General features: G+C 41.8%; 28 protein-coding genes. 9 read left to right on the top strand and 19 right to left on the bottom strand.

The window, feature by feature from the left end:
- Complete coding sequence (locus RMY31_RS30485; protein WP_322663050.1) at positions 1–1449, bottom strand: hypothetical protein; 1449 nt, start codon at positions 1447–1449, stop codon at positions 1–3.
- 247 nt (positions 1450–1696) lie between these two features.
- Between RMY31_RS30485 and RMY31_RS30480 the strand changes: the two genes are divergently transcribed.
- Entirely contained in the window at positions 1697–2413 is a 717-nt protein-coding gene (locus RMY31_RS30480; protein ID WP_322663047.1) for a peptidoglycan-binding protein, read from the top strand.
- Between the two features lie 31 nt (positions 2414–2444).
- On the opposite strand, the gene RMY31_RS30475 is transcribed toward RMY31_RS30480, so the two are convergent.
- On the bottom strand, positions 2445–3338 hold the full coding sequence (locus tag RMY31_RS30475; RefSeq protein ID WP_322663045.1) for an SDH family Clp fold serine proteinase: 894 nt from the start codon (positions 3336–3338) through the stop codon (positions 2445–2447).
- A 341-nt stretch (positions 3339–3679) separates the two neighbouring features.
- On the opposite strand from RMY31_RS30475, the gene RMY31_RS30470 reads away from it, so the two are divergent.
- Entirely contained in the window at positions 3680–4147 is a 468-nt protein-coding gene (locus RMY31_RS30470) for a hypothetical protein (RefSeq protein ID WP_322663044.1), read from the top strand.
- Positions 4148–4564: 417 nt separating this feature from the next.
- On the opposite strand, the gene RMY31_RS30465 is transcribed toward RMY31_RS30470, so the two are convergent.
- From RMY31_RS30465 to RMY31_RS30450, 4 genes are all read right to left on the bottom strand, one after another.
- The gene (locus RMY31_RS30465; protein ID WP_322663042.1) at positions 4565–4909 is read right to left on the bottom strand and encodes a DUF433 domain-containing protein; all 345 of its coding nucleotides are present in this window, start codon (positions 4907–4909) and stop codon (positions 4565–4567) included.
- Between the two features lie 125 nt (positions 4910–5034).
- Positions 5035–5367, bottom strand: coding sequence for a type II toxin-antitoxin system PemK/MazF family toxin (locus RMY31_RS30460; protein ID WP_322663039.1), 333 nt, complete (start codon positions 5365–5367; stop codon positions 5035–5037).
- Positions 5368–5370: 3 nt separating this feature from the next.
- The gene (locus tag RMY31_RS30455) at positions 5371–5592 is read right to left on the bottom strand and encodes a hypothetical protein (RefSeq protein WP_322663038.1); all 222 of its coding nucleotides are present in this window, start codon (positions 5590–5592) and stop codon (positions 5371–5373) included.
- Positions 5593–5647: 55 nt separating this feature from the next.
- Entirely contained in the window at positions 5648–5881 is a 234-nt protein-coding gene (locus RMY31_RS30450; RefSeq protein ID WP_322663036.1) for a hypothetical protein, read from the bottom strand.
- Positions 5882–5963: 82 nt separating this feature from the next.
- Between RMY31_RS30450 and RMY31_RS30445 the strand changes: the two genes are divergently transcribed.
- Positions 5964–6284, top strand: a complete 321-nt coding sequence (locus RMY31_RS30445) for a hypothetical protein (protein ID WP_322663034.1) — start codon at positions 5964–5966, stop codon at positions 6282–6284.
- 35 nt (positions 6285–6319) lie between these two features.
- Here RMY31_RS30445 and RMY31_RS30440 read toward each other — a convergent pair whose 3' ends face one another.
- Both RMY31_RS30440 and radA read right to left on the bottom strand, forming a co-directional pair.
- A complete protein-coding gene (locus tag RMY31_RS30440; protein WP_322663072.1) occupies positions 6320–6595 on the bottom strand; it encodes a hypothetical protein in 276 nt (91 codons plus the stop codon).
- A gap of 518 nt (positions 6596–7113) precedes the next feature.
- Positions 7114–8661 carry a DNA repair protein RadA gene (gene radA / locus RMY31_RS30435; protein WP_322663033.1) on the bottom strand — a complete coding sequence of 516 codons (1548 nt, stop codon included), beginning with the start codon at positions 8659–8661 and terminating at the stop codon, positions 7114–7116.
- Positions 8662–8832: 171 nt separating this feature from the next.
- Here radA and rpaB point away from each other — a divergent pair, with 171 nt between their 5' ends.
- Together rpaB and RMY31_RS30425 are read left to right on the top strand one after the other, a co-directional pair.
- The gene (rpaB, locus tag RMY31_RS30430; protein ID WP_017742704.1) at positions 8833–9561 is read left to right on the top strand and encodes a response regulator transcription factor RpaB; all 729 of its coding nucleotides are present in this window, start codon (positions 8833–8835) and stop codon (positions 9559–9561) included.
- A 343-nt stretch (positions 9562–9904) separates the two neighbouring features.
- On the top strand, positions 9905–10549 hold the full coding sequence (locus RMY31_RS30425; RefSeq protein WP_322663030.1) for a cofactor assembly of complex C subunit B: 645 nt from the start codon (positions 9905–9907) through the stop codon (positions 10547–10549).
- Between the two features lie 30 nt (positions 10550–10579).
- On the opposite strand, the gene RMY31_RS30420 is transcribed toward RMY31_RS30425, so the two are convergent.
- Positions 10580–11461, bottom strand: coding sequence for a M48 family metallopeptidase (locus RMY31_RS30420; protein WP_322663028.1), 882 nt, complete (start codon positions 11459–11461; stop codon positions 10580–10582).
- A gap of 128 nt (positions 11462–11589) precedes the next feature.
- Between RMY31_RS30420 and RMY31_RS30415 the strand changes: the two genes are divergently transcribed.
- The gene (locus RMY31_RS30415; protein WP_322663026.1) at positions 11590–11826 is read left to right on the top strand and encodes a hypothetical protein; all 237 of its coding nucleotides are present in this window, start codon (positions 11590–11592) and stop codon (positions 11824–11826) included.
- Between the two features lie 124 nt (positions 11827–11950).
- Positions 11951–12469 carry a DUF456 domain-containing protein gene (locus RMY31_RS30410; RefSeq protein ID WP_322663024.1) on the top strand — a complete coding sequence of 173 codons (519 nt, stop codon included), beginning with the start codon at positions 11951–11953 and terminating at the stop codon, positions 12467–12469.
- A gap of 179 nt (positions 12470–12648) precedes the next feature.
- On the opposite strand, the gene RMY31_RS30405 is transcribed toward RMY31_RS30410, so the two are convergent.
- The 9 genes from RMY31_RS30405 to RMY31_RS30365 all read right to left on the bottom strand — a co-directional run bounded on the left by RMY31_RS30405 (position 12649) and on the right by RMY31_RS30365 (position 23230).
- Positions 12649–13389 carry an LEVG family PEP-CTERM protein gene (locus tag RMY31_RS30405; RefSeq protein WP_322663022.1) on the bottom strand — a complete coding sequence of 247 codons (741 nt, stop codon included), beginning with the start codon at positions 13387–13389 and terminating at the stop codon, positions 12649–12651.
- A 320-nt stretch (positions 13390–13709) separates the two neighbouring features.
- Positions 13710–13850, bottom strand: coding sequence for a hypothetical protein (locus RMY31_RS30400; RefSeq protein ID WP_322663020.1), 141 nt, complete (start codon positions 13848–13850; stop codon positions 13710–13712).
- Positions 13851–14059: 209 nt separating this feature from the next.
- Positions 14060–14725: a phycobilisome degradation protein NblB gene (nblB, locus tag RMY31_RS30395; protein WP_322663018.1), complete on the bottom strand. Its 666-nt coding sequence runs from the start codon at positions 14723–14725 to the stop codon at positions 14060–14062.
- 94 nt (positions 14726–14819) lie between these two features.
- On the bottom strand, positions 14820–15278 hold the full coding sequence (locus RMY31_RS30390; protein ID WP_322663016.1) for a CBS domain-containing protein: 459 nt from the start codon (positions 15276–15278) through the stop codon (positions 14820–14822).
- A gap of 132 nt (positions 15279–15410) precedes the next feature.
- Complete coding sequence (gene mutT, locus RMY31_RS30385) at positions 15411–15887, bottom strand: 8-oxo-dGTP diphosphatase MutT (protein WP_322663014.1); 477 nt, start codon at positions 15885–15887, stop codon at positions 15411–15413.
- 423 nt (positions 15888–16310) lie between these two features.
- Positions 16311–16655: a DUF760 domain-containing protein gene (locus RMY31_RS30380; protein ID WP_322663012.1), complete on the bottom strand. Its 345-nt coding sequence runs from the start codon at positions 16653–16655 to the stop codon at positions 16311–16313.
- A 299-nt stretch (positions 16656–16954) separates the two neighbouring features.
- Positions 16955–17911 carry an RNA polymerase sigma factor, RpoD/SigA family gene (locus RMY31_RS30375; protein ID WP_322663010.1) on the bottom strand — a complete coding sequence of 319 codons (957 nt, stop codon included), beginning with the start codon at positions 17909–17911 and terminating at the stop codon, positions 16955–16957.
- Positions 17912–18740: 829 nt separating this feature from the next.
- Entirely contained in the window at positions 18741–22019 is a 3279-nt protein-coding gene (gene carB / locus RMY31_RS30370) for a carbamoyl-phosphate synthase large subunit (protein ID WP_322663008.1), read from the bottom strand.
- Positions 22020–22675: 656 nt separating this feature from the next.
- Positions 22676–23230: a Dps family protein gene (locus tag RMY31_RS30365; protein WP_322662997.1), complete on the bottom strand. Its 555-nt coding sequence runs from the start codon at positions 23228–23230 to the stop codon at positions 22676–22678.
- Positions 23231–23762: 532 nt separating this feature from the next.
- Here RMY31_RS30365 and RMY31_RS30360 point away from each other — a divergent pair.
- Positions 23763–24017, top strand: coding sequence for an Asr1405/Asl0597 family protein (locus RMY31_RS30360; RefSeq protein ID WP_322662996.1), 255 nt, complete (start codon positions 23763–23765; stop codon positions 24015–24017).
- Between the two features lie 70 nt (positions 24018–24087).
- On the top strand, positions 24088–24756 hold the full coding sequence (locus RMY31_RS30355) for a (2Fe-2S) ferredoxin domain-containing protein (protein WP_322662994.1): 669 nt from the start codon (positions 24088–24090) through the stop codon (positions 24754–24756).
- A gap of 129 nt (positions 24757–24885) precedes the next feature.
- On the opposite strand, the gene RMY31_RS30350 is transcribed toward RMY31_RS30355, so the two are convergent.
- Positions 24886–25491: a sulfite oxidase-like oxidoreductase gene (locus RMY31_RS30350; protein WP_322662992.1), complete on the bottom strand. Its 606-nt coding sequence runs from the start codon at positions 25489–25491 to the stop codon at positions 24886–24888.
- Positions 25492–25669 lie beyond the last annotated feature (178 nt).

Below are 25669 nucleotides of genomic sequence, written 5' to 3'. Positions count from 1 at the left end.
TTATCTTTCCCTAATTTCTGGAAGAGCAGCACTTTTGTCCATCGATGGCTGAACAGGTGCTTTTTCTCTTAGCTGTCTAGTTTGCTCCACAATTTGCTCTATGTCTTCTTCAGACAAACGCTGGACGTAGTTAATCTTGACTTCTTCTAAGAAATCAGAAAGTAAGCTCTGAAGTTCTGATAATACGTGTTTTTTCTGTACTTCTGCACCTAAGGCTTCGCTGAAGTGTTGCATTAGTTGACTGGATAATTTTGCACCTACAGGATCTTCGACAGCGCTGACTATAGCGTTGTATAGATTAGTTGTGATTTGAGTTGCTAGTTGTTCGCTCAGCTGAGTTTGTACTTCTCCTATGCCAGGTAAATTCTGGAGGTTGCGATAGACAGGGACTTGATGAAAAACTGTGGCGATATTGTGGCGCAAAAGGGCGACGATTTCTGGTTGAATTTGAGGTAGAACTTGATAGACTACTGTTTGCACAAAAATACCAGCGATCGCTTCTACTTCGTTGACATTATTAATATCTATGTATGGATGCAGGTTTTGTTGTTGCGATAGCCAGCGCGTCAAATCACCCCGCTGAATTGAACCCTGAATTTGGTTAATTACTCTCACTACAACAATTTCTGTGAGTTCTTCAGCAAAATTTGCGACGAATGCTTGATTTATTTGCCGCCGTAATGGCTGAAAATTTATTAACTGTGCTTGGTCGAGGCGAACTAACACAGGTACGATCCGCAACCATCGCCAAAATGGTAGCAGCAGAAATAAATCGTACCAGCGCCACAAAACTGCATTTAACCAACTCATACTCGGATGGCGACGCTGAATATAAAAAGAACGTGCTAGCAACTCGATACCAAATAAAAGCACAAATGGTAAGTCAATTAACCAGAAATAATCGATAAATTCGCCATTTTCTCCAATTTTACGGTAGTAGTTGGTGGCAATCAAAGGTTTGATTTTCTGATTGAAAAAATTAATTTCTTGCAACCAGCCCTTTTGAGATAAATAATCTTGACTCCAAAATGTAGCAAATGCAACTTTTGCAGATTCTTGGTTGGTGCGATCGCGTATGCGGTTTTTGATTTTTTCTAGAGTACCGCTCTTATCTGCTGCTGCAAATGGATTGCCATCGATCGTATCTCTGCTAAGACGACTGATTTCCTCCAACTGAGTCTTAACCTCTGGTGATGTTAAACCTGTTTGACTGACTTGTTCTTCTAATGCCTTTACTTTCTGGAGATAGTTGTTTGTTTCTCTATTGGGTTCAATGCCTTTAATTGGGTCATAAATTTGGGTAATTTCGGGCATTCTTCGCAAGTAAAAATCTCGCCAGGGCACGTAAGTCAAATTAAACAAAACCAAACATAAATTTACTGTGGCAACAATTGCCATTAGTCTTTCAAAGTAAAGGTTTCGCAGTTTTAGAGGTTTGTGATTAGCCATTTTTAGTTTTGAATTATACAGATTTGAATATAGCTTTAAGTTTTTCTATCCCATTACTACTACCTTAGTCAAGATACTTCTATAGGTAGATGGCAAAAATCGGGATGCTAATGCTAGTTAAATTTAATCAATAGTGTTCCAATTAATCAAAAATCATGAATAATTTAGACAAAAACTTTAAAGAAACGTAAAATGCACCTGTTAAGCTAATATATTCTGCTGATTCATCCCGAAGGAGTTTTCAATTATGTGGTGTGGGTTTCAAAAATCAAGTGTAACGATTGCCGCTACCTGCTTGATAACTGCTAGTTTCGTAATTTCAAATACAACTTTTGCTGCGCCTGTGCGTAGTTATTCGCCACAGCAATTCCGTGCTGTTTTGCGAGGATTAGGTTACAACGTTAAGGTCACAAATACACCTCTCACGGATGAAGAAACTAAAAAGGCAATCCGTGAATTTCAGAAGGGTTACAAACTACCTGTTGATGGGATAGCAGGGCCAAAAACTCAAGGTTTTGCCGCTAATATCATCCAAATTCTGCAAGCAAATTTGAATGCGACGCTTAAACCTAATCCTCCTCTACCCCGCGATCAATTTTATGGGACACGCACAGAAGCCGCTGTCAAGGAGTTTCAGAAAAAGTATAATTTGCAAGAAACTGGAATTGCTAATTTAGCACTTCGCCAAAAGCTGAATGAGGAGGCAAAGAAAGCTATTAGCCAGCCTAGTCCTAAACCGACATCTAGTCCGTCATCAACTCCCACAGCGACACCGACGGCTACACCAACTCCCACGGCGACACCGACGGCTACACCAACTCCCACGGCGACACCAACGGCTACCCCAACCCCCACGGCGACACCAACGGCTACCCCAACGGCTACGCCAACTCCCACGGCTACACCAACAGCTACGCCAACTCCAACAGCGACACCGACGGCTACGCCAACTCCCACACCCTAAGCATCACCAAATTAATTCTGGTGCTAAGACCTCAAGTCCTCTGATTTGGTTCTTCTAAAGGTCTACCTTTAGGTACAGGCAGCATGGGGCGACGGTCATCATAAGGCATGGGAATGTACTGTACGGTAGGTCGTCCGCCTTGTGGTTGGGGATACAAATCCATGAGTTCGTAGATAGAACGGGGCAGTCCGACAGTTACGGGCAGCCCCATTTCTGTTGCTTCCTCAACAGTGATGGGATAATCGTGGGTAACGCGCCCTGTTGTCAAAGCTTCGATAATCGATTCGATATTTTCAGGTAGAACTTTTTGTTTAGGTATATTATCTTTCAAGAGAGTCCGCACGAAGCGCTGCACCTGCTGAATTGCTTTGCGAGACAGGTCTGCCATAATTAGGGTTTCGTCGTCAACGTCACCGATGGGTTTATCTTCAATTACTTTCAGGATACTTGCCGCTGGAAAGTTACCCAGTTGGGGGTCAACTGGCCCTAAGACAGCATTAGCATCCATGACAATTTCATCAGCTGCCAGGGCAAGCATTGTACCGCCACTCATGGCATAGTGAGGTACAAAGACAGTGACTTTTGCTGAGTGGCGAATTAATGCTCTAGCGATTTGTTCAGTAGCTAGTACCAAACCGCCGGGAGTGTGCAAAATTAGGTCGATTGGGACATCTGGGGGTGTGAGGCGAATTGCCCGCAGTATCTGTTCTGAATCTTCGATAGTAATGTAGCGCGATAAGGGAATTCCCAGCAAGCTGATGGACTCTTGGCGGTGAATTAGTAAAATCACCCGACTTTTGCGTTCCTGCTGAAATTCCTGTAGGGCACGTAAGCGTCGATATTCTATCTGACGTTTTTGCCAAATTGGTTGCAGCGAAGAGAGGAGGAGGAAAATCCAGAATAAATCACCAATACCAAAGCCCATAGGATTGATTGTTCAAAATAACGATTGCCAGGATCAATTGTGACAAGTTATGGGCGATCGCAAGTCTATCTAGAGGTTAATAAAGCAACAAAGACAAGATACCTAGAGTTGTAACAATTAATAGTTTCGCAGTGACTCTTACTCATCTGCTCCCTGTTCTAGTCCTTTAATAATTACTCGGCTGTAAAACGATGCCATGAAACTTGTCCAAGTCTGGTAACTAGCGAAATATTACTTGTTCATTGGTGTAAAAAATTTCTATTAATTGCTTACAACTAACTATGACTGCCTAACTGACTTGGGGAATACTGAAATTAAGTTCCATTATAAGTGTATGAAAAATGGCAGAAAACAAAGTTAGTGCAAGACTTTCCCCAGGAGATCGGGAAGCAGTTATGCAAGCTATTGCTACTATCCGCGAAAAGTTACCGTTCTTAGTAGATTTGACAACTGAGGAGCGTAAATCTTTACCCAAGCTGGGGGATAAGAGTCGGGCGTTTGTGAGTAAGGCGTTAGAAATAGCCGCACAGAACCCTGACTTCTTACCTCGGTCTTTTGACTTGGATGAAATGCGCCGAGATATCGAACTATTTGAAGCCTTGTATCCGATTTTCCTGTCGTTGACACAACTGCAAGAACTAGTGGATGATACATCTGTGGCTGTGGGCAGTGAAGCTTATGCAGCGGGGTTGATGGTTTATAACTATGCCAAAGCTAGTGGTAAAGGCGCTGGTTTAGATTCAATTGTTGATGATTTAGGACGAAGATTTGCGCGTAAATCAAAAAAAGTGCAACCACAAGCCTTGTAAGTCGAGAAATTAACTCGACACTTATACCTGAAAACTTAACACTTTTAGCTCTGAGCTTAGATGTTTCTGTTTAAAGTGAAAAACTCCGAGTTCAGAAGCTCAAATTTGCTATTGTAAGTGAGAACGTTCTTGTTTGAAACGAGAACGTTTTAGTTTCAAGTGAGAATGTTCTTGGTTGAAACGAGAACTTTGCGGTTTGAAGTGAAAAAGTTTTCGTTTCAAGTTAATATTTTTGGGTTTAAAATTAAACAGTCGAGGGTCAAAGAGCAATACCTACGGTCAGTTACGCTAATGCTTGACATTCAGCATAGTCACGGCAAAAAATTATCGAGCAGTCTGGTAGTGAATTGAGTATTAGAGACTTTGATGTTTGAAAAACAGCACTTGCTCAAGCACCTTGATGCTTATCTTAGATATTCATGAATGATGAAAACTTGTTTGCTGGATTTGGGCTGGTTTTGCTTCTTGATACGAACGAGACGATTTTGCAGTGTCACTGCCCAAGCAAGACTTTGTGACTTTATATCTTGCAAGTAGGTGTGGAGGGTTTGAGTTTGCCCCTTCTTCGTTTGCTCCCTGTTGGCGAAAAGCAACTAGCGTCCATACAGGGATACGCGTGTTACGAATGCGTGGTTGTCCACCACATACACCAGCTGTCACTTGAATTGGCTTGCTGCTTAGTCGTTCTTGCAAAAAAATGCGCTCTTCTGGGGTGAGGGATTCGATGATTTGTACAAGTGAATCGACCAATCGCGTGTTCATGGGCTACTTTATTTCCGGCGATAACCCAAGGATATCAAAGCTAATTGAGCGGCGATCGCACCCAAGCTGGTAATTAATGAGGTATCACTTATATATTGATGGTGGTTGAACAATGGTAATTTTCATTATTCAATGGAAGACCATATTTGCTGGATGTGCTGACGCACTTTTTCCCAATCATTTGGATGTAAAGTTCCTAGTTGACGCTCTAATAGGCGCTTTTCTACTGTGTTTATCTTATGCAATCTAACTACCGACGGACGCATTAAACCTGCTTGCTGCCATTCGATAATTTCAACATCAAAAGCAGTTTGAGTTATTTGACTGGTAATCCGCGCGACGATAATATCATCATCTCCTGTATCTAAAATTAATAACACCGGACGCAGTTTGAATGTTACTGCATCAGAAAAAGGCAATTTGAGTAAAATGACTGAGCCAGATTGATAATTTTGCATTGCTTAAATCGTGTCGTAGATAGCATCATCTTCGCTGTAGCCTTTTAATAATTGATCGGCTGCAAGACGCTGCCAAGCTGCTTCCTCTTGTTCTTCTTCTGTAGGTTCAGTGACGAGAATAATTACTTTTACCTGCTGATTATTTGCTAACTGTTGCCAAATCACATCTGGTAATTCTATTTTGCCTTCAGTGGTAACGTTTGCTGGAAATTCGTATGCTTTCATGTTGTTTTTAATGTTTGTCAGTCTTACTTACTATTTTGACGCTGTTATTCCACAACTAGCTGCGTCGCCAAATTTTGATATTTCCGCTTTTATCGCCAGCAGCAAGCCAACTTCCATCGGGAGTAAAGGCGACGGAAATAACCTGGTCGAAAAGACTGAGGGTTTTGATGACTCGCAACTCGCCGCGTCGATTTTTTGCCAGATAGGTTATGCCTATACCACCTTCGCCCAATTTTCTCTCAATGATGTAGCGCCTACCAAATAACTGCTGCCCCGAATTCCACACCATTGGTCAAGACCGTAGTTTTACTGATATTTTATTTTGGCACACCATAAATATCTGTTTTTGGCAAGTTAAATTTTAGGCAATTATGATGCAGCCTACAATAAGCAGTGTATTCAATCGTAATCAACCTATGGCGATCAAACCTTCATCCTGGCTAGAGAAAGGTATTCAACTTGAAAAAGTCAGTAATATTAATCTGTTTAAAATTACAGACGAATTGTCAGATCGTATGCAAGAACTTGTTGACAAAAAAACAGCTGATTCTCAGACACCAGAAGAAGAGGCTGAACTGGAAGCAATTGGTGAATTAGTGATAATTGTTACCTACATCAATGGGATGATTGCTAATGAAGCACGAGAATCCAACGAACCAGGAAATAAGGACATGGGAATAGACAGAAATTAATAGAGACGTTGTAATGCAACGTCTCTACATCTAGTTTATTGCATTAGAATTTGCCGGATTAAAATACTCATTACCTCATCTGGGTTGCCAGTTGGTACTAGCGGACTCCAATCTCCTACGCTGGCGTAGCCAATTACTTGTAAATAGTGAATTGTACTAGTAACGGCTTTTTCAGAACCAATCAATATATGCTTAATCGGTTTTCTCTTAGGAAATGGCTTTTCAGTCGATTGTTTGGTGGTAGGTGTATCTAAATATTCACCTAAGAACTGTTCTAATTTTGACTGGGCGGAATCTTTTGATTGTGCCATGATAATAATTGTCTCTGATAAAGGGGCCAGATAAGGGCGATCGCATTCATCTTTCCGGGATTGGGCGATCGCCTTTATCATGCTTTCATATTAGTGTATAATTTTATACCTGTCAAGTATATGTTCAAAAATTATTATTAGCAATTACCAAGTTCTTAGACGAAACAATTATCCTTACTTCGAGTAATGTTGGCAACACTAATTAACAGAATTGCTGAATATTATTAAAAATTTAATTCCGCCAAAAAAAATGCTAGAGAAACTAAAAATTAGCTCATCCAGCAAGACTCAATTATTCGCAATAAGTCTAATCTTCCGGCTCAATTCCTGCATCAAATACCAGTATCTAATTTCTTCTCCCCCTGCTCATCCAAGCGATTGATTATTTTTTTATTTGGAAGTCCCTTGGGTGAGGGCTGTCATGGTGGATTTTCCTTTAGTATGTGTCAAAATTTGGGAGCTACCCTGGTGTTTGACTTTATAGATTTCCCCAATCCCCCTTTTTTAGGGGGCTATGGTTACTCATCTTCATCAAGTTCTAAATCCTCGTCTGTCAGTTCTTGATGGGGGATGGCGGCGATAATTGCATCTATTACCTTGGCAACTGGTAAAATCTCGATATTAAGGTCGGGGAATTTTTGCCCTTTGGGAACGATCGCTCTCTTAAATCCTAATTTAGCTGCTTCTTTTAAGCGCAATTCCATCTGGGAAACCGATCGCACTTGTCCGCCTAACCCAACTTCACCAATCAATACCGTACCTGGATCGACGATGCGATCGCGGAAACTAGCAACGATCGCAATGGCTATGCCTAAATCTACTGCTGGTTCTTCGACATTCAACCCACCAGCCGAAGCCACGTAGGAATCTAACTTCGACATCGGAATCCCTACCCGTTTTTCTAACACCGCGAGAATTTGCACCAAGCGGTTATAGTCTATACCAGTGGCAGCACGACGGGGGGAAGGGTAACTGGTAGGACTTACAAGGGCCTGCAACTCGACGACAATGGGGCGAGTTCCTTCGCAAGCAACAACAATTGCAGTACCAGGAGCAGGATCGTCACGATTACCTAGAAATAGCTCACTAGGATTGGGGACTTCTCGCAATCCATTTTGCACCATTTCAAAGATGCCAATTTCGTGAGTCGCTCCAAAGCGGTTTTTTACAGTTCGTAATAATCGATGGGAGGCAAAGCGATCGCCTTCAAAATACAATACTGTATCAACTAAGTGTTCTAAAACTTTCGGCCCGGCGATCGCTCCTTCTTTGGTAACGTGTCCCACAATTAACATTGTGATATCTTCGTGCTTGGCCACCTTCATCAACGCCGCTGTACATTCTCTTACTTGTGCTACTGAACCAGGCGCAGAAGTCAGTGCTGGAAAGAACACAGTTTGAATACTATCAATTACAGCCAGATTAGGTCTGAGAGATTCTATCTCCTTTAAAATCTCCTCCAAATCTGTTTCCGGCAATACATACAAATCTGCATCTACATGTGCCGATTCTTCGGAAGTTTCTACTGCTGCTGTTACCTTTTCATCACTAGTGTCTACTGCTGTGCCATTCTCATCACTAAGTATCTCCAAGGGTTTTGATACTCCCAAGCGAGAAGCTCGTAATTTTACCTGTTGTCCTGATTCTTCTCCAGTTACGTAGAGAATACGGTATCTCTGCGCTAGTTGACTTGATACTTGCAGCAGTAAGGTCGATTTACCAATACCTGGGTCACCGCCAATCAAGACCATCGAACCAGGAACAACTCCACCACCTAGCACTCTATCCAGTTCTTCATAACCAGATTCCCAACGTGCAATTTGGCGATCGCTAATTTGCTCAAATGTCAGAGAAGCGCGTGGTTTTGCTGGTTTGACAGCGGTTTTGCCATTATTTTGAGTTGCGTGCCAACTACTTATGCCTCTAGTGGGTATATCAACTGAGGACTGGATAGCAATCTGCTCTTCTAAAGAATTGTATGTGCCACAATTTGGACACTTGCCAAACCACTGGGAAGATTCTGCCCCACATTCGTTACAAGTGAAAAAGGTTTTAGATTTTGCCATTCTTAAAACTTGTTAAATAATCTTAATTTTTGCTTAATGTTTTGGTCAAAACTAAAATCCATGAATAGTAATAGTTGGAGCTTTTTCCCAATCAATTGATGGAATGATATCTTAATATTATGGTATTAAAAATTAATCATGAAAAATTTTAGTTAAGGAGCGTTGAGAAACTTGGAAAGTCATAAAGAAAAAATCCTGGTGGTAGACGACGAAGCCAGCATTCGCCGGATTTTGGAAACGCGCCTTTCCATGATTGGCTACGATGTAGTAACGGCTGGCGACGGGGAAGAAGCTTTGGAAACTTTTCGCAAAGCCGATCCTGACCTAGTAGTTTTGGATGTGATGATGCCAAAGCTAGATGGCTACGGTGTGTGTCAAGAATTACGTAAGGAATCGGATGTCCCTATTATTATGCTAACAGCCTTAGGGGACGTGGCCGATCGCATCACTGGTTTGGAATTGGGTGCTGATGACTATGTAGTTAAACCATTTTCACCCAAAGAGTTAGAAGCTCGGATTCGCTCAGTGTTGCGGCGAGTAGACAAAACTGGTGCTTCTGGTATTCCTAGTTCTGGGGTAATCCACGTTGGGAATATCAAAATTGATACGAACAAACGGCAAGTCTACAAAGGCGATGAGCGTATTCGACTGACGGGAATGGAATTTAGCCTCCTAGAGTTGCTAGTGAGTCGCTCTGGAGAAGCTTTTTCTCGTTCGGAAATTTTGCAGGAGGTATGGGGTTACACACCAGAACGCCATGTAGATACTCGTGTGGTAGATGTGCATATCTCGCGTTTGCGGGCAAAGTTAGAAGACGATCCTAGTAACCCAGAATTGATCCTGACTGCACGAGGTACTGGATATCTGTTTCAACGGATCATTGAACCTGGAGAGGAGTGAAGAGTAAGGGAAGCAGGGGAAGCTAGGGAAGTAAATAGTATAGATAACTCCTTACTCAGTAATACGAGTTGCTACCTGCGGCAAGCCCTTAGGGTGACGCTCCTTTTCCTGACGGAGACGCTACGCGTAGCTTGCTTCGACCTAGGAGTACGTCGCTAACGCTGCGCTAACACTAGTTACTCATGGGGAGCCACTGCGTTGGGCAGCTCTGCAAACTTGAAACAAGTGGCATCTAGGACTGCGACTGCCTCACCGCTACGCTAACACTACGGCGCTGTCTCTCCAATGGGTACCTTACCACCGCACTAGCTCCTCAGCACTCCTTACTCAAAACTGAACAAACATGACTAAACCCGATCCTAATCGAGTTTTACGTCGTCTACCCCTTGTTGTCGGCGGATTAGGCGCTGTACTCTTGCTGATTAACCGTTTGTTGACACCAGAACTAACAGAGTCCCAATCGCGTGGAGATGTGCTGGGTGTAATTTTGAGTGCGGTGTTGATTTTGACGGGTTTAATTTGGCAGCAAGTACAGCCGCGATCGCCTGATTCTGTAGAACTAATTGGAGAAGAGGGTTTTATCTTAGCACCAGATTTACCAGAAGCTATGAAAACAGAATTAGCTTGGGCATCGCATCTGTTATTAACTAATACAGTCACGCGATCGCTGGTGGTTTTCTATCAAGGTAAAATTTTGTTGCGTCGCGGCATTCTGGCTCCTAAATCTGAAGTAGTACCAGGGCCAATCTTAAAACGAGTACTAGAAAAACAACAGCCTGTTTATTTAGTTGCTTTGAAAGTATATCCAGGAAGAGTCGAATTTGATTATTTACCAGAAAATACTCAAGGTGTAATTTGTCAACCAATTGGCGATCGAGGTGTTCTAATTTTAGGAGCAAATGCTCCTCGTAGTTACACTAAACAAGATGAAAATTGGATTGCTGGAATTGCAGATAAATTAGCTGTTACTCTTAGCTCTAATTTATAAAATATTGTTGGTTGTTCGTTGAGCTATAAGTCACCAAGAAGTCAAAAAGTTCCATCCTTCCTTTTCTTGTACTGCCTTTAAATTTTTCTGTTGAAGTAAATTATCATATTCTCCTGAATCAATCCATTTTAATAACTCGCCAGTCCGCATAACTACCCAGGAAAGCTCGTCTTCCGCATAGCTTAATATTTTGGTGACTTGATCTACGGTATCAAAGCTAGTGGATGCAAATTCCCGAGCTTGGGCGAGGAAATCTTCAATGACAGCAGTTGTCAAGTACTCATCTGGCAAACCTGCGAGTTTCAGCAGTGCAGTGGTAGCCACATCAATATCTTGACAAGCTAACAAACCGGCGCGATCGGTAGTGAACTTGGACATCATCCGCCAATTATACAAAGCTAGTTCCATTCCACTAGCTACCAAGCCACCTAATCCTAGTGTCGTACTGCTCAAGACATTTTTCAAAGTTGGCATCACAAATGCCATTTGGTAATAAATCATATGCTGGCTCTTAATGCGAGCGACTTCGTGTCCCAAAACGTAAAGCAACTCATCTGCATCCAGCCATTCCATTGCATCTAAATTAATCCCGACAAGAGGTTTTTCCACCCCAATAATGTAGGTTCGGATGTGACCTGCGCCTCGATATAGATACATTTCTGGAAGTGGAGCAATATCAAGAATTTGGCACGTTTCTACAAGTGCCTGATGCAATTGAGGAAAATTACGGGTTGTGATTCTAATTTCACTGCCAAGGCTTTGCAGTCTCAGTAAGCGATCTATGCCATACTCATTAATTTTTTTGAGCAGCAGGGAGATACCGGGCATACTTTTCAAAGAGGCTAAGGCTTTGCGATCGAAGGGGTGTTCGTAAGCCTCTGAACTCAGTCCAGTTAATATTTTTCTTGTCATGGATTTTGAGCTTGCTGTAAGAGTGTTTGGGAAGTTAAATTACTGAGTACAAATAGGCTGTGCTGTCACCAGGCATATTGCTAGCGGTTTGTCTACTACCCAAACCTCAAGTAAGTAGGTCAGCGTGAATGTTTCTCGTTAAAACAAGGCAGATGGCAGAGGGCAGATGGCAGAAGGAAAGAAGGTTTGAGGTGACTTTACTTTCTGTTACATACTTCGGTTTATTTGCACCGTTCTACTTAATATGGTTGCTGTTCCGTTTTATGAACAATATAAATCGCATCTACCAGCAACTGATTAGTCTCCACCAACGACAATTACCAAGACGAGTCAAGAGCGATCGCAGACAAATTTTACCAGATTGAGGTAAAAGATTATATAAGGAGAAAAACAAGATTCCCGAATTTTCTAAAAATTCGGGAATCTTGGTCTTTTAAATTTCACAAATCAGATAGGATTGCTATAGCTGAGTCAAAAATTTTAAATTTTATGCAAATTATTTATTGGCTATTGGTTGCCTTAATGGTTGTGGGTATCATTGGTGCTGTGGTTCCTGCCATTCCTGGTACCAGTTTAATTTTAATTGCAATTATTATTTGGGGAATTGTTAGTAGTTCTTTTGTAGCTATTAAAATACCACTCATCGTTACAGTTATCGTTTTACTCCTCAGTGTGGGAGTTGATTTTTTAGCTGGCTACTTAGGAGCAAAACAAGCAGGTGCTAGTAAGTGGGGACAAATTGGTGCAGTTGTGGGTTTACTGTTAGGATTTTTTGGATTATTGCCAACTTTACCTTTTGGAGGGCCGCTACTCGGAATTTTATTTGGGCCTCTGTTAGGAGCAATTATTGGTGAATACATTTACCGTCGTCAATTCTGGTTGGCAGTTAAGGCTGGTGTAGGAATTGTGGTAGGAACATTGATTGGGAATTTAATTCAAGGAGTATTAGCGATCGCCGCAGTTATAGTTTTCCTAGTCACAACTTGGCCGCAAGTCTTTGGTGCGTAGAACTTAGTTAATTTAGCCAAAAAATAAAATTGAGTAGATATGAGTTTCTTGTAATCAAGCGATTCACAACTAACTTGCAAAACTAGGGTGGGTAAGATGTCTACTTCGCAAAAAGTTCAGGAAATGTTGTGTTGCAAATTAAATGTGTTTTAACTTACCCTATCTACTCAATCCCATCATTAAGCTACTGGAGAAGATTTTTTGCTTTTCCGCAAGCCAAACAAACCTGTTAATGCCAAAGCACCTAGACTGAGAATACTTGCTGGTTCAGGTGTACTGACTTTTAAAAGAACACCATCGCCAGTCTTGAAGTTACCACCAATGCTACCAAGCTTAATCACAAATGAATCTACATTTGTCAGCTTCACTTTCTTGATATTGCTATCAAGGCCTGAAGCAATTGCTTCATTAAAGGCAACACCATTTACATTCAGAATAGTAGTCCCATTTTGTTCTACATCAAAGAATGATAATTCTAATTCTGAGATTGTTTGAGTAAAATTGAACTTGAATTGACCAACTTCCAATTCACCATTTTCAACAAGACTACCGTTAGCTTTAATCGCTACTGGACGGAACCAATTTTCGATTGCAGTTGGGTTTGTTCCTGCATCAGGATTTGTGAATTTAATTACAAGTCCAGGATTCAATTGATTTGGATAGTTGTTTACAGTTGAACTTTTATCGCTAAACAACAGACTTCGTTTGTAATTTGGGCTATAAACTTCACTGCTGATTGTGTAGCCAAAGGGAACTGTAGAGATACAGTTCCCTGTAAAACAAGCAACGTTTGTTAGTGCAATTTCCCCTTCTTGTTGAGGAACTAAAGAAGCAGCTTCCGCCTTAGATATATTATTAACCAAGCTTAAGCTCAGGGTAGATGCTACAAGTGTGGTTGCTAGAATGGTGAACTTTTTCATTAGTATCTCCAAAATTTTGATTGCTAATGTTTTAGCCGAGAAATGTTTTGTACATGTTTGGTCAACACATTCGCCATGTTATTTGGAGATTTACTTAAGTGTCATCTGGCAAGATATTGTATTCACCCAATCTTTATTGGTGGATTTACTTATGTAAACCGTATTGAGATAATTACTTACTATATCTGTTTTTATATTACATTTCATATTATTAGTACTTACAAAAAAAATATTGTTGTTTCAGTATTTAGCTGGACTTTACTAAAAAAGTAAAATGTTTTTACAATAAAATTTGAAGTAATAATAAACCTATTGCGGTTTTACGCTGGTTGTAATACGCCCTTTAAGTAGGTAGACATAATTAAATGTAAGATGTCATTGCGTTCGCGTAGCGTCTCGTAGAGAGGAGGAACGACGTAGGCAGAGCCTTCTCGCAGAGTAGCAATCACAAAGACTGTCATTGCAAGGAACGAAGCAATGACAGAACATATTATATTTATTTGCGCCGATCTACTTAATAGCAAAAAACCTCTCCTATTGTGGAGAGGTTTTTGTGAGTGTAGAATATTTCAAGATGGGCTAATTTACAGCAGTGGTAATTTGAATTACTTGAAAAGCCCTGTAAACTTCTGATTTTTATTTTTTACAAAGTCTCGTTAAAAATACAGACTCAAACTGACTGCAAAGATTTTCTAGCTTCAGTTGCTACTGGTTCTACTTCATCATTTGTCAGGGTTTCTAATACAGATTTGGCATCTGCACCACCTAAACGAGTTAAAGCTTGCACAATTCTATAACGGATTTGCCAATCTGGATTGGTGGCATATGGAGTTAACAGGGGAATTGCCTCCATATTTCCTAACTCACCAAGTGAACTAATAGCCGCAGTTTGTACCAATTCGTTCTCGGAAGAAAGTGCTTGTTTGAGTAGTGCAAAGGCTCGCGGATCGCCAAACTCTCCTAATGTAGCGATGATACTGAATTGTACTAGCCACTCGTTGCTGGTTTGGTAAAGCCGCTCTAAGTCTTCAAAAGCAGCATGTAGTTTCAAAGCACCCAAACAGTCTGCTGCTGCTGCTTGGACATCAGCTTCGGGGTCGTTGAGCAAGCGATCGCGCAATATATCCAACGATAAATCTAGATTCTGTGTTCCAAGTGTATCCAACTGACTGACCGCTGAGTATCGGACTCTGGAATTGCTATCACCAATAGCAATTTGAATCAGTTCAAAGGCGATTGTTGGTTCTAGTTCGCGGATTTGATTAACTGCTCGCAAGCGATCGCCTAAATCCTCTGAACTGAGCAATTGCTTCACAGATTCAGGAGTAATACTCATCTAGTTATCCTAATTTTCAAAAGTTTTTTAAAAAATAGCCACATAGTCAGTAGTCACTAGCAACTGACAACTGACAACTGACAACTGACTAATATTAACTAGCAGCCATTGCCCGAATAATATCACCACGGGTAAGGATGCCAATAACTTGACCCGCGCTATCAAGTACAGGTAAACGGTGAACATTGCGATCGTGCATAAGTTGAGCAGCTTCTTTTACAGTTTTGTCAGGAGCAATAGTAATGGGGTTTTTGCTCATCACTTCTCCAACAGTTTGCCCTAGTGCCTTGTGCAGGTCACGTTCATAAGTACCAGGATTTTGTAAATAGATGACACTATCAAGAAACATAATGTAAGCCGGAGGAGTCACACCAGTTTCTTGCCACATCAAGTCTGTTTCCGAAATAATGCCCACCAATTTATCAGTATCATCTACAACAGGTAGCCCACTGATACGTCGTTCAGCAATAATTTGGACGGCTTCCTTTAGTGGAGTTTCAGCCCTAACAACAATTGGGTTGTGGCTCATCACCTCGGCAACGGTTTTAGGCATTTGCTTGCTAAACTCTCAATCAAAGTCTCTGGGATTATTGTAGAAAATTGCGGGTCTTAACCTGATTCAGTTAATACATTGTTACGGTATTGGTCATTATTAGAGACGCGATTAATCGCGTCTGTACAATAGTCAGTTGTCAGTAGTTAGGAGTTTTATCTCCTCTGCTTCCCCCGCTTCCCCTGCTTCTCCTACTCTCCGACTCCCCTTCAGAGCAGAAATGATTTGACTATTTGCTTGAGGAAAAGCAAACTCTTCCAGTTCATCTAAATTCACCCAGCGAATTTCATCACATTCTAGGGGTTGAGGAATACCTGTAAGCAGGCAACATTGATGCACTGTCAGGGTAACCCGCAAATGGGTATAGGTGTGGTCAATGGTAATTAGATGCTCTCTGACTTCAATCTCTATTCCTAGTTCTTCATAAATTTCTCTTTGAATGCACTCTTCCACAGTTTCACCAGGCTCAATTTTGCCACCAGGAAATTCCCATAAACCGCCCATTACACCTTCTGGACGACGGCGATCGATTAAAATTTGCTCTTGGTCATTCCAAATTACAGCAACACCAATAATTTTGTGGGGTGGCACAGCACTGGTTTCACTCATTGTTTGTAGGACTTATAGGGTGCTATTAAATCTTTACTGATGACTAACAATAAAACTCGGCAGGCGGGCTTAAGTATCTGCCGAGTTTGCTTTTATTAAAAATACAACTTGCTTTTGGTTTATCCATGTACCGACTCTATATATATTAAATCTAAGATGGTAGCGGATTTAACCAAGATTCATATTTTACCAAATTTTAAATGTGTCTTCAATTAATAAAGCGGCAATAGTATAAAACTCCAGCGGCGTTAGCACTTATGCCAATATTAGGATGATTATTGCTAACGCATAGCTGTGGATGTGGCTGAAGGGAAGGTGAGCGATCAAGATTCTGCATAAAACTAATTTTTGATTTTCTTACCCGCAACTATAACCGGGTGAAAATGCAATCAGGCTGAATTTTTTATCGAAAATTTCAATTTGCTATTCAGCTTCGTTATCAATAGTTTCAGTTCCTTGCAAAGCCATATCAAAGTTCATTCTCTGTTCAGCATTCCGCAAGAAATAACCACTAATCATTGCCGAAGCAAGTAGCCGACCAAGGCTTTCTCGACTCGTTGTAACCGTCACGCCAAAGTGTTCTGAAGGTAGATTGCCCAACAATCCTACAATGTTGCGCTCCATGACTTGGAAGACTTCGGTAGAACTGGGTTTGGATAACTGGGTAACTGTCTCTGGACTCAAGGATTTAACATATTGCCACAGCAAATTACCAGTTTCTGACTCACTATTAAAAAATTCTGAAACTTGATTGGATGAGTTACTCACGTTGTACCTCCCGTACTAAAACTGCTAAATACAGTATTTGTAAATTGAATAATTAAAGACCTGTTCTTTATTTGACTTGACTGACTATTAAGTGTTCCTGTCAAATAATGTAACAAGCTAATTCTTACTTGGGAGTCGTTGTAACCGTACCAAAAGCAGCGTATTTTCTTCCCTTAATTGTCAGTAGTTTCTTTTGCACTCACCACTAACTAATGACCCCTTCAGAGTGACGCTCCTGCGTCGCTAGCGCGGTGAGCCAATTGGAGTGGCTCACCAAGACTGCGCTGACTCACCACTGACTAACTCGCCAAATATTCATCCATGCTGGCTTTAGACTTGCGAAGTTTGGTTAAAGCTTCGCGCTCTATTTGTCGTACTCGTTCGCGGCTAATATTAAGGATTTCGCCTATTCTGGCAAGTGTCAGCGCTTGTCCGTCAGTTAACCCAAAGCGCAAGGTAATCACTTCCCGCTGTTGGGCGGTGAGTTGTTCCATCAACCGCTCTAAGTCATTAGATAGGGAAGATTGCATGACAAATTCTTCTGGAGAAGCTCCTGGATCTTCCAGCATTTCTCCAAGTTCGGTATCGTAATTATCTCCCAACCGTAAATCTAAGGATAAGGGCAATCGCGCTTTTTCGAGATACTCTCTCACTTGCTTTGGAGTTAATTCTAATTCTTGAGCTAGCTCAGCAGCTGTGGGAGCGCGTCCCAATCTTTGAGATAACTGGCGCTGAGCCTTTTTAATTTTATTTAGCTTTTCGGTAATATGAATTGGCAAGCGGATGGTGCGAGCTTTTTCGGCGATCGCCCGAGTAATTGCTTGACGAATCCACCAATAAGCATAGGTAGAAAACCTATAACCTTTGGTGGGGTCAAACTTTTCTACACCCCGTTGCATCCCAATGCTGCCTTCTTGGATTAAGTCGAGTAAATCGACATTGCGTTTAATATACTTTTTGGCAACAGATACCACTAGTCGCAAGTTGGCTTCTACCATCTTGCGCTTGGCAATTTCACCCTCTGCGATCGCTTCGTTTAACTCTGGTATTTCTAGTTTTGTGGCCTTTGCCCACTCTTCTATTGTTGGTTGACGACCCAACTGGGTAGCAAGCTCTTCCCTTACATCATGCAATGTGGTTGAACGTTGCACCTGTTTGCCATAACAAATTTCCTCCTCGTGAGTTAAGAGTGGCACACGGCCAATCTCACGCAGGTAAGTCCGCACGAGGTCTGTGGCTGTTGGAGCGGTCTTCATGGCGCTACTCATTGGTAATGATGGGTTTTTAGTTAGGGTCATTAACTTAATAAATGTTCTTTGAGGCTGCTACCCAGTTAGCTTTATAGTTGGCTATTTGCGCGCCCGATAATTACGTCGGCTGCTCATATTAATCAAATTAAGGTCTTAACTGCTAGACGTTACAGTTATTTCTCAGCTTTCACAAGTATCTATGGTTAGATAAAAGGTAGCGAGACAGACACTTTTTGTATTTAATCATTATTAATAATTGTAACATTTATGAGAAAAATTGGAATATCTGCCAGCCCTGAATTTTTTGGCTGTTAGAGTTCATACATGTAGATTTATCGCAAAAGCCGATATTTGATCCTCATCTCAAATTGACTAACACAGGTGATTGTGAAGTAATGAACATGAAGTGCTAAATACAAAGAAGAAGGTTGAAGTTGCCATCTCCTTTAAGACTATTTGTCAGCCGACTTATATAAATCTTTGTACATATAAAAATAACTTACTCATATTTGTTAAAATATCTCAATAAAAACAATTATTATTCTTTTATAATAATTGCTTAATTTTCCTTGTAAATACCGCTTAATGCAGATTGAGGAAAGAGAAGGGGAGGTAGGGGAGGCAGAGGGGCAGAGGGAGATGAGGAAGAAATAATAGTTCTTTTTGCCTGTTCCCTTGTTCTTCTGACAACTGACCCTACTCTTCTCCTGACGGAGACGCTACGCGTAGCTTGCTTAAGAGCAGGGGTACAAGAACGGCATCGCTGAACGGGTGACGCTCCTAACCTCGCTACCGCTACGCTAACGCCAGTTATTCATGGGGGAAACCCCAATCGCTAGCGGTTATTGCAGTAATCTTGGATAACTTTTACGTCCAAAGTCGTATTTTGCAAAGAACGGATGGCGGCGACAGTGGCTTTTGCCCCAGCAATAGTGGTAATGATGGGGATTTTATAAGCTAAGGCGGTGCGGCGGATTAGCCTAGCATCAGTCTGGGCTTCTTCCCCAGAGGGCGTGTTGATGATGAGTTGGATTTTCTGATTTTTGATGGCATCTAAGACATGAGGACGACCTTCATGGAGTTTCAGCACCAGCTCAATATCTAAACCCTGTTCTTGAAGAACTTGGCGTGTGCCAAGTGTAGCCATGACAGTAAAGCCTAGCTCAATAAATTCCCTAACTACAGAAACTGAAGCTGCTTTGTCGCGATCGCTCATCGACACAAACACTGTTCCTTTCAGAGGTAAACGCTCTCCTGCACCGAGTTCTGCTTTGGCAAAGGCACGTCCAAAGTCACTGTCGATTCCCATTACTTCACCAGTGGAGCGCATCTCTGGGCCTAATAGTGTATCAGTTCCAGGGAATTTATTAAAGGGGAGAACTGCTTCTTTAACGGCAATGTGCGATGGGATGACTTCCTGGGTGAAGTTTAGCTCCTCTAAAGTTTTACCGGACATAATTAAGGATGCTAGTTTCGCCAAGGGCACACCTGTAGCTTTAGAAACAAAGGGCACTGTGCGCGAGGCGCGGGGGTTGGCTTCTAAGATGTAAACTTGGGGAGAATAGCCGCCAGCACCGACAACGGCAAACTGAATATTCATCAATCCCACTACTGAAAGAGACTGTGCTAATTGCACCGTCCAAGTACGAATTTGATTGAGTACTGCTGGTGATAGAGAAATTGAGGGTAATGTGCAAGCCGAATCTCCGGAGTGAATTCCGGCTTGTTCGATGTGTTCCATGATGCCACCAATCACGACTCGTCCGGTGTGGTCGGCGATCGCATCGACATCGACTTCAATGGCGTTTTCCAAAAACTTGTCAATCAAAATCGGATGTTCTGGTTCTACCTGGACTGCAAAAGTCATGTAGCGTTCTAGTTCCGTATCAGAGTAGACAATTTCCATCGCCCGTCCCCCCAATACATAGCTAGGACGCACCACCACCGGATAGCCAATCCGTTTGGCGACAATTAGCGCATCTTCATAACTCCGAGCTGTACCATTTGGTGGTTGGGCAATATCCAACTGTTTGAGAATTTTCTCAAATCGCTCTCTGTCTTCTGCTCTGTCGATAGAATCGGGTGATGTGCCCCAAATTTTGGGCACAGGGGAAGAATTTTCTGTTTGCGCCTCTGCTAACTTCAGCAAATACTCTTGCAAAGGTACTGCTAACTTCAGCGGTGTTTGTCCGCCGAATTGAATAATTATTCCGACAGGATTTTCAGCTTCGATGATGTTAAGGACATCTTCTTTGGTCAACGGCTCAAAGTAAAGCCGATCGCTGGTGTCATAATCGGTTGAGACTGTCTCTGGGTTGGAGTTGACCATGATTGTCTCAAACCCTGCTCCCTTCAACGCATAGGCGGCGTGACAACAACAATAGTCAAACTCGATTCCCTGACCAATACGGTTGGGGCCACCACCCAAAATCATTACTTTGGGCTTGGTAGTTGGTAAAACTTCTGTTTCTTCTTCGTAGGTGGAGTAGTAGTAAGGGGTAAACGCTTCAAATTCAGCAGCGCAGGTGTCTACGGTTTTATAAACAGGAATGACTCCTAGCTGTTGGCGGTAGGCGCGGACTTCATCTTCAGCAGTTTTGGTGGCAAAAGCAATCTGGCGATCGCTAAATCCATTCCGCTTTACTTCATAAAGTTGTTCTTTTGTCAACTGCTTTAAGGGCGTGCGCTTGATGAATTTCTCCGTCTCTAGCAGTTGCTGCATTTTATCTAGGAACCACGGGTCAATGGCTGTAAGTTCATAAATTTCTTCATTACTCATCCCTAGTAGCAAAGCATGACGTAAGGCAAAGATGCGATCGGGATTTGGTGTCCGTAGCAGGGCCCGAATTTGTTCGCCGCTGGGTAATTTTTCGGCTTTGTCGCAACCCCAGCCAGCGCGTCCAGTTTCTAAAGAACGCAGCGCTTTTTGAAAGGATTCATTGAATGTCCGCCCAATTGCCATTGCTTCCCCTACCGACTTCATTTGTGTTGTCAGCACTGGTTCCGAGCCTGGGAACTTTTCAAAGGCGAAACGGGGAATTTTGGTTACCACATAGTCAATTGTCGGCTCAAAGGATGCCGGAGTTTTCTTAGTAATGTCATTTTTTATTTCATCTAGGGTATAGCCAATAGCTAGCTTGGCCGCCATTTTGGCGATGGGGAAACCCGTGGCTTTAGAAGCCAAGGCCGAACTGCGGGAAACACGAGGGTTCATCTCAATTACAATCACATCACCATTCACGGGATTAACGGCGAACTGAATATTAGAACCGCCAGTTTCCACGCCAATCTCGCGGATGATTTTAATTGCCATGTCCCGCAGCCGCTGATATTCTTTATCGGTGAGGGTTTGGGCGGGAGCAACGGTAATTGAGTCACCAGTATGGATGCCCATCGGATCGAGGTTTTCGATGGAACAGATAATCACGACGTTATCTGCTAAGTCGCGCATTACTTCTAACTCGTATTCTTTCCAGCCTAGTAGAGACTGGTCGATGAGAATTTGTGAAACGGGACTGGCATCTATACCTACCTGTGCCATTTCTTCAAATTCTTCTTGGTTGTAGGCTATACCGCCACCAGTACCGCCCATGGTGAAGGCAGGACGAATAATTAAAGGATAAGTGCCAATTTGGCGAGCGATCGCTCTAGCTTCTTCTAAAGTTGAAGCAGTACCACTGGGACATACATCTACCCCAATCTTGGCCATGGCATCGTTAAACAGTTTTCGGTCTTCAGCTTTCTCAATTGCTGGTAACTTCGCACCGATTAATTCAACGTTGTACTGTTCCAAGACACCATTTTTTGCTAATGCCACAGCGATGTTCAGGGCAGTTTGTCCTCCCATAGTTGGCAGCAGGGCATCGGGACGTTCTTTGGCGATTACTTTTTCAACTAGGTCTGGTGTCAGCGGTTCAATATAAGTGCGATCGGCCGTTTCCGGATCGGTCATAATTGTCGCTGGGTTGGAGTTGACCAATACCACCTCATAGCCTTCTTCTCGCAACGCTTTACAGGCTTGGGTGCCAGAGTAGTCAAACTCACAGGCTTGTCCGATGACAATGGGGCCAGATCCTAACAGCAATATCTTTCGGAGGTCTTGACGGCGGGGCATAGTCGTTGGGATGGAGATGGAGTAGGAGAATACAAATCCTGATTATTTTAAGGTTCTTTCCCCCTGGTTATGTTTTTTATTATCAAGTTTTCTAAGTTTGCTCGTAAGGCAGGAGGCGGAAGGCAGTCCCGATGAAACAAGGTTCACCGCTAGTCATGAAAGAAGGACAAGAGACGCGGGGACGCGGTGATGGGGGAGTAGGGAAGACAAGGGAAAAATAATAACTACTCTTACCTATTGCCTTCTGACCACTGACTAATGACTAATGACTAATGACTAATGACTTATCTCATTGTCTCTTCTTTTATGGATGCTTAAGTTTAAGAAATTCTCAGAAAAGAATTTTTGAGTGTTTTGCAATTTTTTTCAATTAAACTAATGACTCTTGGAATAATTATGAATTTTTTAGGTAAATATCATGAACTGTTAACAACGAACAGAATTGTTTAAATAAAAATAGTTCCTAATAAGCTAAATACTAATTATTGTTGACAAATATTTAGTATTACATATTACATATTATGTTTTTTTATATACTTAAATTAAAAATGGCAGAGAGATTATACTGCTCTCTGCCATTCTTTATATTTTTTTAAGACCTAATGCTACGAACTTTTTCTTCAGTCTAGAGTACACCAATCTAGATTATGAGCGTATTAGTTTTGAGCAGGTTGGACAAACCCTAGGGTTAAACTGTCTTTGGCTAGGAAGTGAGCCAAATGATAAGCCCGTTCTTCAGTCTTTAACAGAATTTTTTCGTACAGATAACGCGTACCGCGATCGCCCAAACTTTCTGCCTGAGCGGCTTGACGGCGAATAACATTGATGATGGCTTGTTCTGCTGCTAGGTCGTTTTCTACCATCTTGCGGGCGGAAAATGCACCATCGGGTTCTTGCTCAAAACAGGTTAATTCTGCTAATTTGCTGAAGCTAGCAGCTGGCACACCACCTAGCCCGTTCAAGCGTTCGCCAATTTCATGGACATGGTCTTGAACTTCGTTGTAGCTTTCGTTAAAAAACTCATGCAGTGAATAAAACTCTGCACCTTCAACTACAAAATGATGTTTTTGGTACTGTAAGTACAGTGCCTGAAAACTAGCTAAAACAACGTTAAATCCTTCGGTAACTGGAGCGGTTACACTGCGATCCAGTAATACAGGATTGTCATAGACTTGACCAAAATTTTGTACCAAAGTTTGCGTATCAGCCATTGTTCTCCTCGCTTTTCAACAGTTATAGTTTTTAACTGCTTAGTCTCTATATATTAACATTTAAAAAATAAAAGCAAGCCCAAACATTATCACAAAATCTTGAAATTTTTGTCGCTAAAAGTGCAAAATTTCCTTTTTGGTAGGATGATCTAACATCCTTTTTTGAATGCATGGCTACTACTAGTCATGAAAATATTTCCTTAAAAGCAAATACACCTCATGAGGGGATGAGGGAGATGAGGGAGATGAGGGAGATGAGGAAGAAATTCTACTTTATCTCCTTATCCCTGTGTCTTCCCCAGTTCTCCCAGCTTCCCCTGCTCCCTTAATTCTCCTTGTTCTCTTATCTGCCTTATCTGCTTGCAGCAGGAAATTGTTGCAAAATTTTTATATTCTTTGGTAAACTAATTGAGAATTGTTTGCACTTAAGTTATCTTTAGATTAAAGAAGCTGCACTCCTAAGAAAGACAAACATCAGGGAGTAAAAGCAAGGTAGTTACTGCAATTCGATCGCACTTTGAGGGCTAGTTTCTTGAAATCGTTTAGTTCAGAAGTAGAAAACAAGCACGTTGTTGAAGTTAATTGGTTAGACCGCTGGCAAGTCTATCAACGCTTACAGGAGCTAGATATTCCTTGTTGGTGTGAGACTAACCAGCCATTGAGAGTTGAAATTGGCAATGCCACGGCAGCTGTTCAACTTTGGTACGTGATGCAGCGATTTACTGCCTCTCGTCAAGACCTAATTTGGACTCTTGAACATAGTTGGCATCGTGACGAACGGTTGTGATGGGCGAGTGTTCGGCACATCTTAAGTTAATGTCTTGAGCTTACCTTTAGTTAAAAATGGGTTAAACAATATGAGTGCATACTACAGCAGGGAAATATCAGAGTTTTGCCTTGAAGGCAGATTTATCGATTTTGTTATTAAAGATGGTTATAAGCTAAAAGGCTTGTTATTAGGGACTTCTGAAGGTGAATGCTACGTTAAACTCGCTAAACATTTAAGGGCTACTTTTGACTGGAGATTGGCACCAGGTACTTGGTTACAAGTTGTTGGTCAAAAAAAGCATGACCTCAAAAAGGGCGAATTCACATTCAAAGCTGAGCGTGTGATGGCAGCACGCAGCGAGATGGAGAGAGTTCCGACTATTACCGCAGTCCAGGAACCGCCAGCAGTTGATAAGGTTAAAGCAAAAACACCTAAGACTAAAGCAACGATTTTGGTGTGTCAGAAGTCTGATTGTATGAAACGCGGTGGTAAAGCAGTTTGTCAAGCTTTGGAAGCCAGTTTAAGCGATCGCGGTTTAGAAGACCAAGTTACCATTAAAGGTACTGGTTGCATGAAAAACTGCAAAGCTGGCCCCAACTTAGTAATGCCAGACAAAACCCGCTACAGCCGTATTGGCGCTGCACAAGTCCCCGCGATTATGGACAAACATTTTGCTGACAAGAGTATAAAGGAGCAGTTAGAGAATCCACGGGAAATAGTAATACCTGTGACAAGTTTCGCTGACGCTTCTAGCTAAATCTCTACCGTATTAATAAAAAAATTAATAATAAATATTTTTGTTTTCCTGAAAACTCCATAGACCTTTTGCAAATCTCTGGCAAAAGGTCTGATTTTATTGAGATTACTATATCTATACTCTTAACTCTTAAAACCCAAAAGCACTGCTGTAACGCTCCTCTGCCCAAGGTTCACCACGGCGGTGGTAGCCATTACGCTCCCAAAAACCAAGTTCCTCCCGATTAAGAAACTCTAAACTATTGATCCACTTGGCACTTTTCCAAGCATAGAGGTGAGGTATAACTAGCCGCATTGGACCACCGTGTTCTGCTGGTAAAGGTTCACCAAATAATTGAAAGGCAAAGAAATTTTCTTCCCGTACAAAATCTTCCATTGAAATATTAGTGGTGTAACCACCGTAGCAGTGTTCCATAACATGGACTGCTTGGGGATCTACCTCAATCAAACCCATAAAATCTACTACCTTAATACCTGTCCACTTGACATCCAACTTCGACCAGCGCGTTACACAGTGAAAGTCTGCTGTGAATTCATGGTGAGGTAGTGCCATAAAGTCTGACCAAGTCAAGACAATGGGTTTAGCCAAACCCCAAACTCGAAATTCCCAATCTTCTGTGCTGACTTGGGGTGTTGCACCGTAGGTTAATACAGGGAAGCCTTTAGCTAAATGTTGACCGGGGGGGACGCGTTGGCTTTCTTCCTGGTTTGGTTGTTGAAAAAATTTACCTGGCATAATATTTTAAAAATCGGGAGTAGGGAATAAGGCGTAGGCAAAGGATAATTTTTATCCTTTTACTGAACACCAAATAGCCCATATCTCCGGATACTTTACTATTTATATGATTGTTGACTCATCAGTCATAAGTACAAGGTAATGGTAATTGAGAACAATTACTCATTACCAACTTCTT

The organism is Dendronalium sp. ChiSLP03b (assembly GCF_034531165.2).
GTDB lineage: Bacteria > Cyanobacteriota > Cyanobacteriia > Cyanobacteriales > Nostocaceae > Dendronalium > Dendronalium minutum.
The sequence above is the reverse complement of the archived record's forward strand: the minus strand, read 5'-3'. Positions and strand labels throughout refer to the sequence as shown.

What these genes read in the sequence shown, in the direction of transcription:
- RMY31_RS30485 (WP_322663050.1), bottom strand. Translation starts at nt 1,449, where the DNA reads ATGGCTAATCACAAACCTCTAAAACTGCGAAACCTTTACTTTGAAAGA.
- RMY31_RS30480 (WP_322663047.1), top strand. Translation starts at nt 1,697, where the DNA reads ATGTGGTGTGGGTTTCAAAAATCAAGTGTAACGATTGCCGCTACCTGC.
- RMY31_RS30475 (WP_322663045.1), bottom strand. Translation starts at nt 3,338, where the DNA reads ATGGGCTTTGGTATTGGTGATTTATTCTGGATTTTCCTCCTCCTCTCT.
- RMY31_RS30470 (WP_322663044.1), top strand. Translation starts at nt 3,680, where the DNA reads ATGGCAGAAAACAAAGTTAGTGCAAGACTTTCCCCAGGAGATCGGGAA.
- RMY31_RS30465 (WP_322663042.1), bottom strand. Translation starts at nt 4,909, where the DNA reads ATGAACACGCGATTGGTCGATTCACTTGTACAAATCATCGAATCCCTC.
- RMY31_RS30460 (WP_322663039.1), bottom strand. Translation starts at nt 5,367, where the DNA reads ATGCAAAATTATCAATCTGGCTCAGTCATTTTACTCAAATTGCCTTTT.
- RMY31_RS30455 (WP_322663038.1), bottom strand. Translation starts at nt 5,592, where the DNA reads ATGAAAGCATACGAATTTCCAGCAAACGTTACCACTGAAGGCAAAATA.
- RMY31_RS30450 (WP_322663036.1), bottom strand. Translation starts at nt 5,881, where the DNA reads ATGGTGTGGAATTCGGGGCAGCAGTTATTTGGTAGGCGCTACATCATT.
- RMY31_RS30445 (WP_322663034.1), top strand. Translation starts at nt 5,964, where the DNA reads ATGATGCAGCCTACAATAAGCAGTGTATTCAATCGTAATCAACCTATG.
- RMY31_RS30440 (WP_322663072.1), bottom strand. Translation starts at nt 6,595, where the DNA reads ATGGCACAATCAAAAGATTCCGCCCAGTCAAAATTAGAACAGTTCTTA.
- radA (WP_322663033.1), bottom strand. Translation starts at nt 8,661, where the DNA reads ATGGCAAAATCTAAAACCTTTTTCACTTGTAACGAATGTGGGGCAGAA.
- RMY31_RS30425 (WP_322663030.1), top strand. Translation starts at nt 9,905, where the DNA reads ATGACTAAACCCGATCCTAATCGAGTTTTACGTCGTCTACCCCTTGTT.
- RMY31_RS30420 (WP_322663028.1), bottom strand. Translation starts at nt 11,461, where the DNA reads ATGACAAGAAAAATATTAACTGGACTGAGTTCAGAGGCTTACGAACAC.
- RMY31_RS30415 (WP_322663026.1), top strand. Translation starts at nt 11,590, where the DNA reads ATGTTTCTCGTTAAAACAAGGCAGATGGCAGAGGGCAGATGGCAGAAG.
- RMY31_RS30410 (WP_322663024.1), top strand. Translation starts at nt 11,951, where the DNA reads ATGCAAATTATTTATTGGCTATTGGTTGCCTTAATGGTTGTGGGTATC.
- RMY31_RS30405 (WP_322663022.1), bottom strand. Translation starts at nt 13,389, where the DNA reads ATGAAAAAGTTCACCATTCTAGCAACCACACTTGTAGCATCTACCCTG.
- RMY31_RS30400 (WP_322663020.1), bottom strand. Translation starts at nt 13,850, where the DNA reads ATGACAGTCTTTGTGATTGCTACTCTGCGAGAAGGCTCTGCCTACGTC.
- nblB (WP_322663018.1), bottom strand. Translation starts at nt 14,725, where the DNA reads ATGAGTATTACTCCTGAATCTGTGAAGCAATTGCTCAGTTCAGAGGAT.
- RMY31_RS30390 (WP_322663016.1), bottom strand. Translation starts at nt 15,278, where the DNA reads ATGCCTAAAACCGTTGCCGAGGTGATGAGCCACAACCCAATTGTTGTT.
- mutT (WP_322663014.1), bottom strand. Translation starts at nt 15,887, where the DNA reads ATGAGTGAAACCAGTGCTGTGCCACCCCACAAAATTATTGGTGTTGCT.
- RMY31_RS30375 (WP_322663010.1), bottom strand. Translation starts at nt 17,911, where the DNA reads ATGAAGACCGCTCCAACAGCCACAGACCTCGTGCGGACTTACCTGCGT.
- carB (WP_322663008.1), bottom strand. Translation starts at nt 22,019, where the DNA reads ATGCCCCGCCGTCAAGACCTCCGAAAGATATTGCTGTTAGGATCTGGC.
- RMY31_RS30365 (WP_322662997.1), bottom strand. Translation starts at nt 23,230, where the DNA reads ATGGCTGATACGCAAACTTTGGTACAAAATTTTGGTCAAGTCTATGAC.
- RMY31_RS30355 (WP_322662994.1), top strand. Translation starts at nt 24,088, where the DNA reads ATGAGTGCATACTACAGCAGGGAAATATCAGAGTTTTGCCTTGAAGGC.
- RMY31_RS30350 (WP_322662992.1), bottom strand. Translation starts at nt 25,491, where the DNA reads ATGCCAGGTAAATTTTTTCAACAACCAAACCAGGAAGAAAGCCAACGC.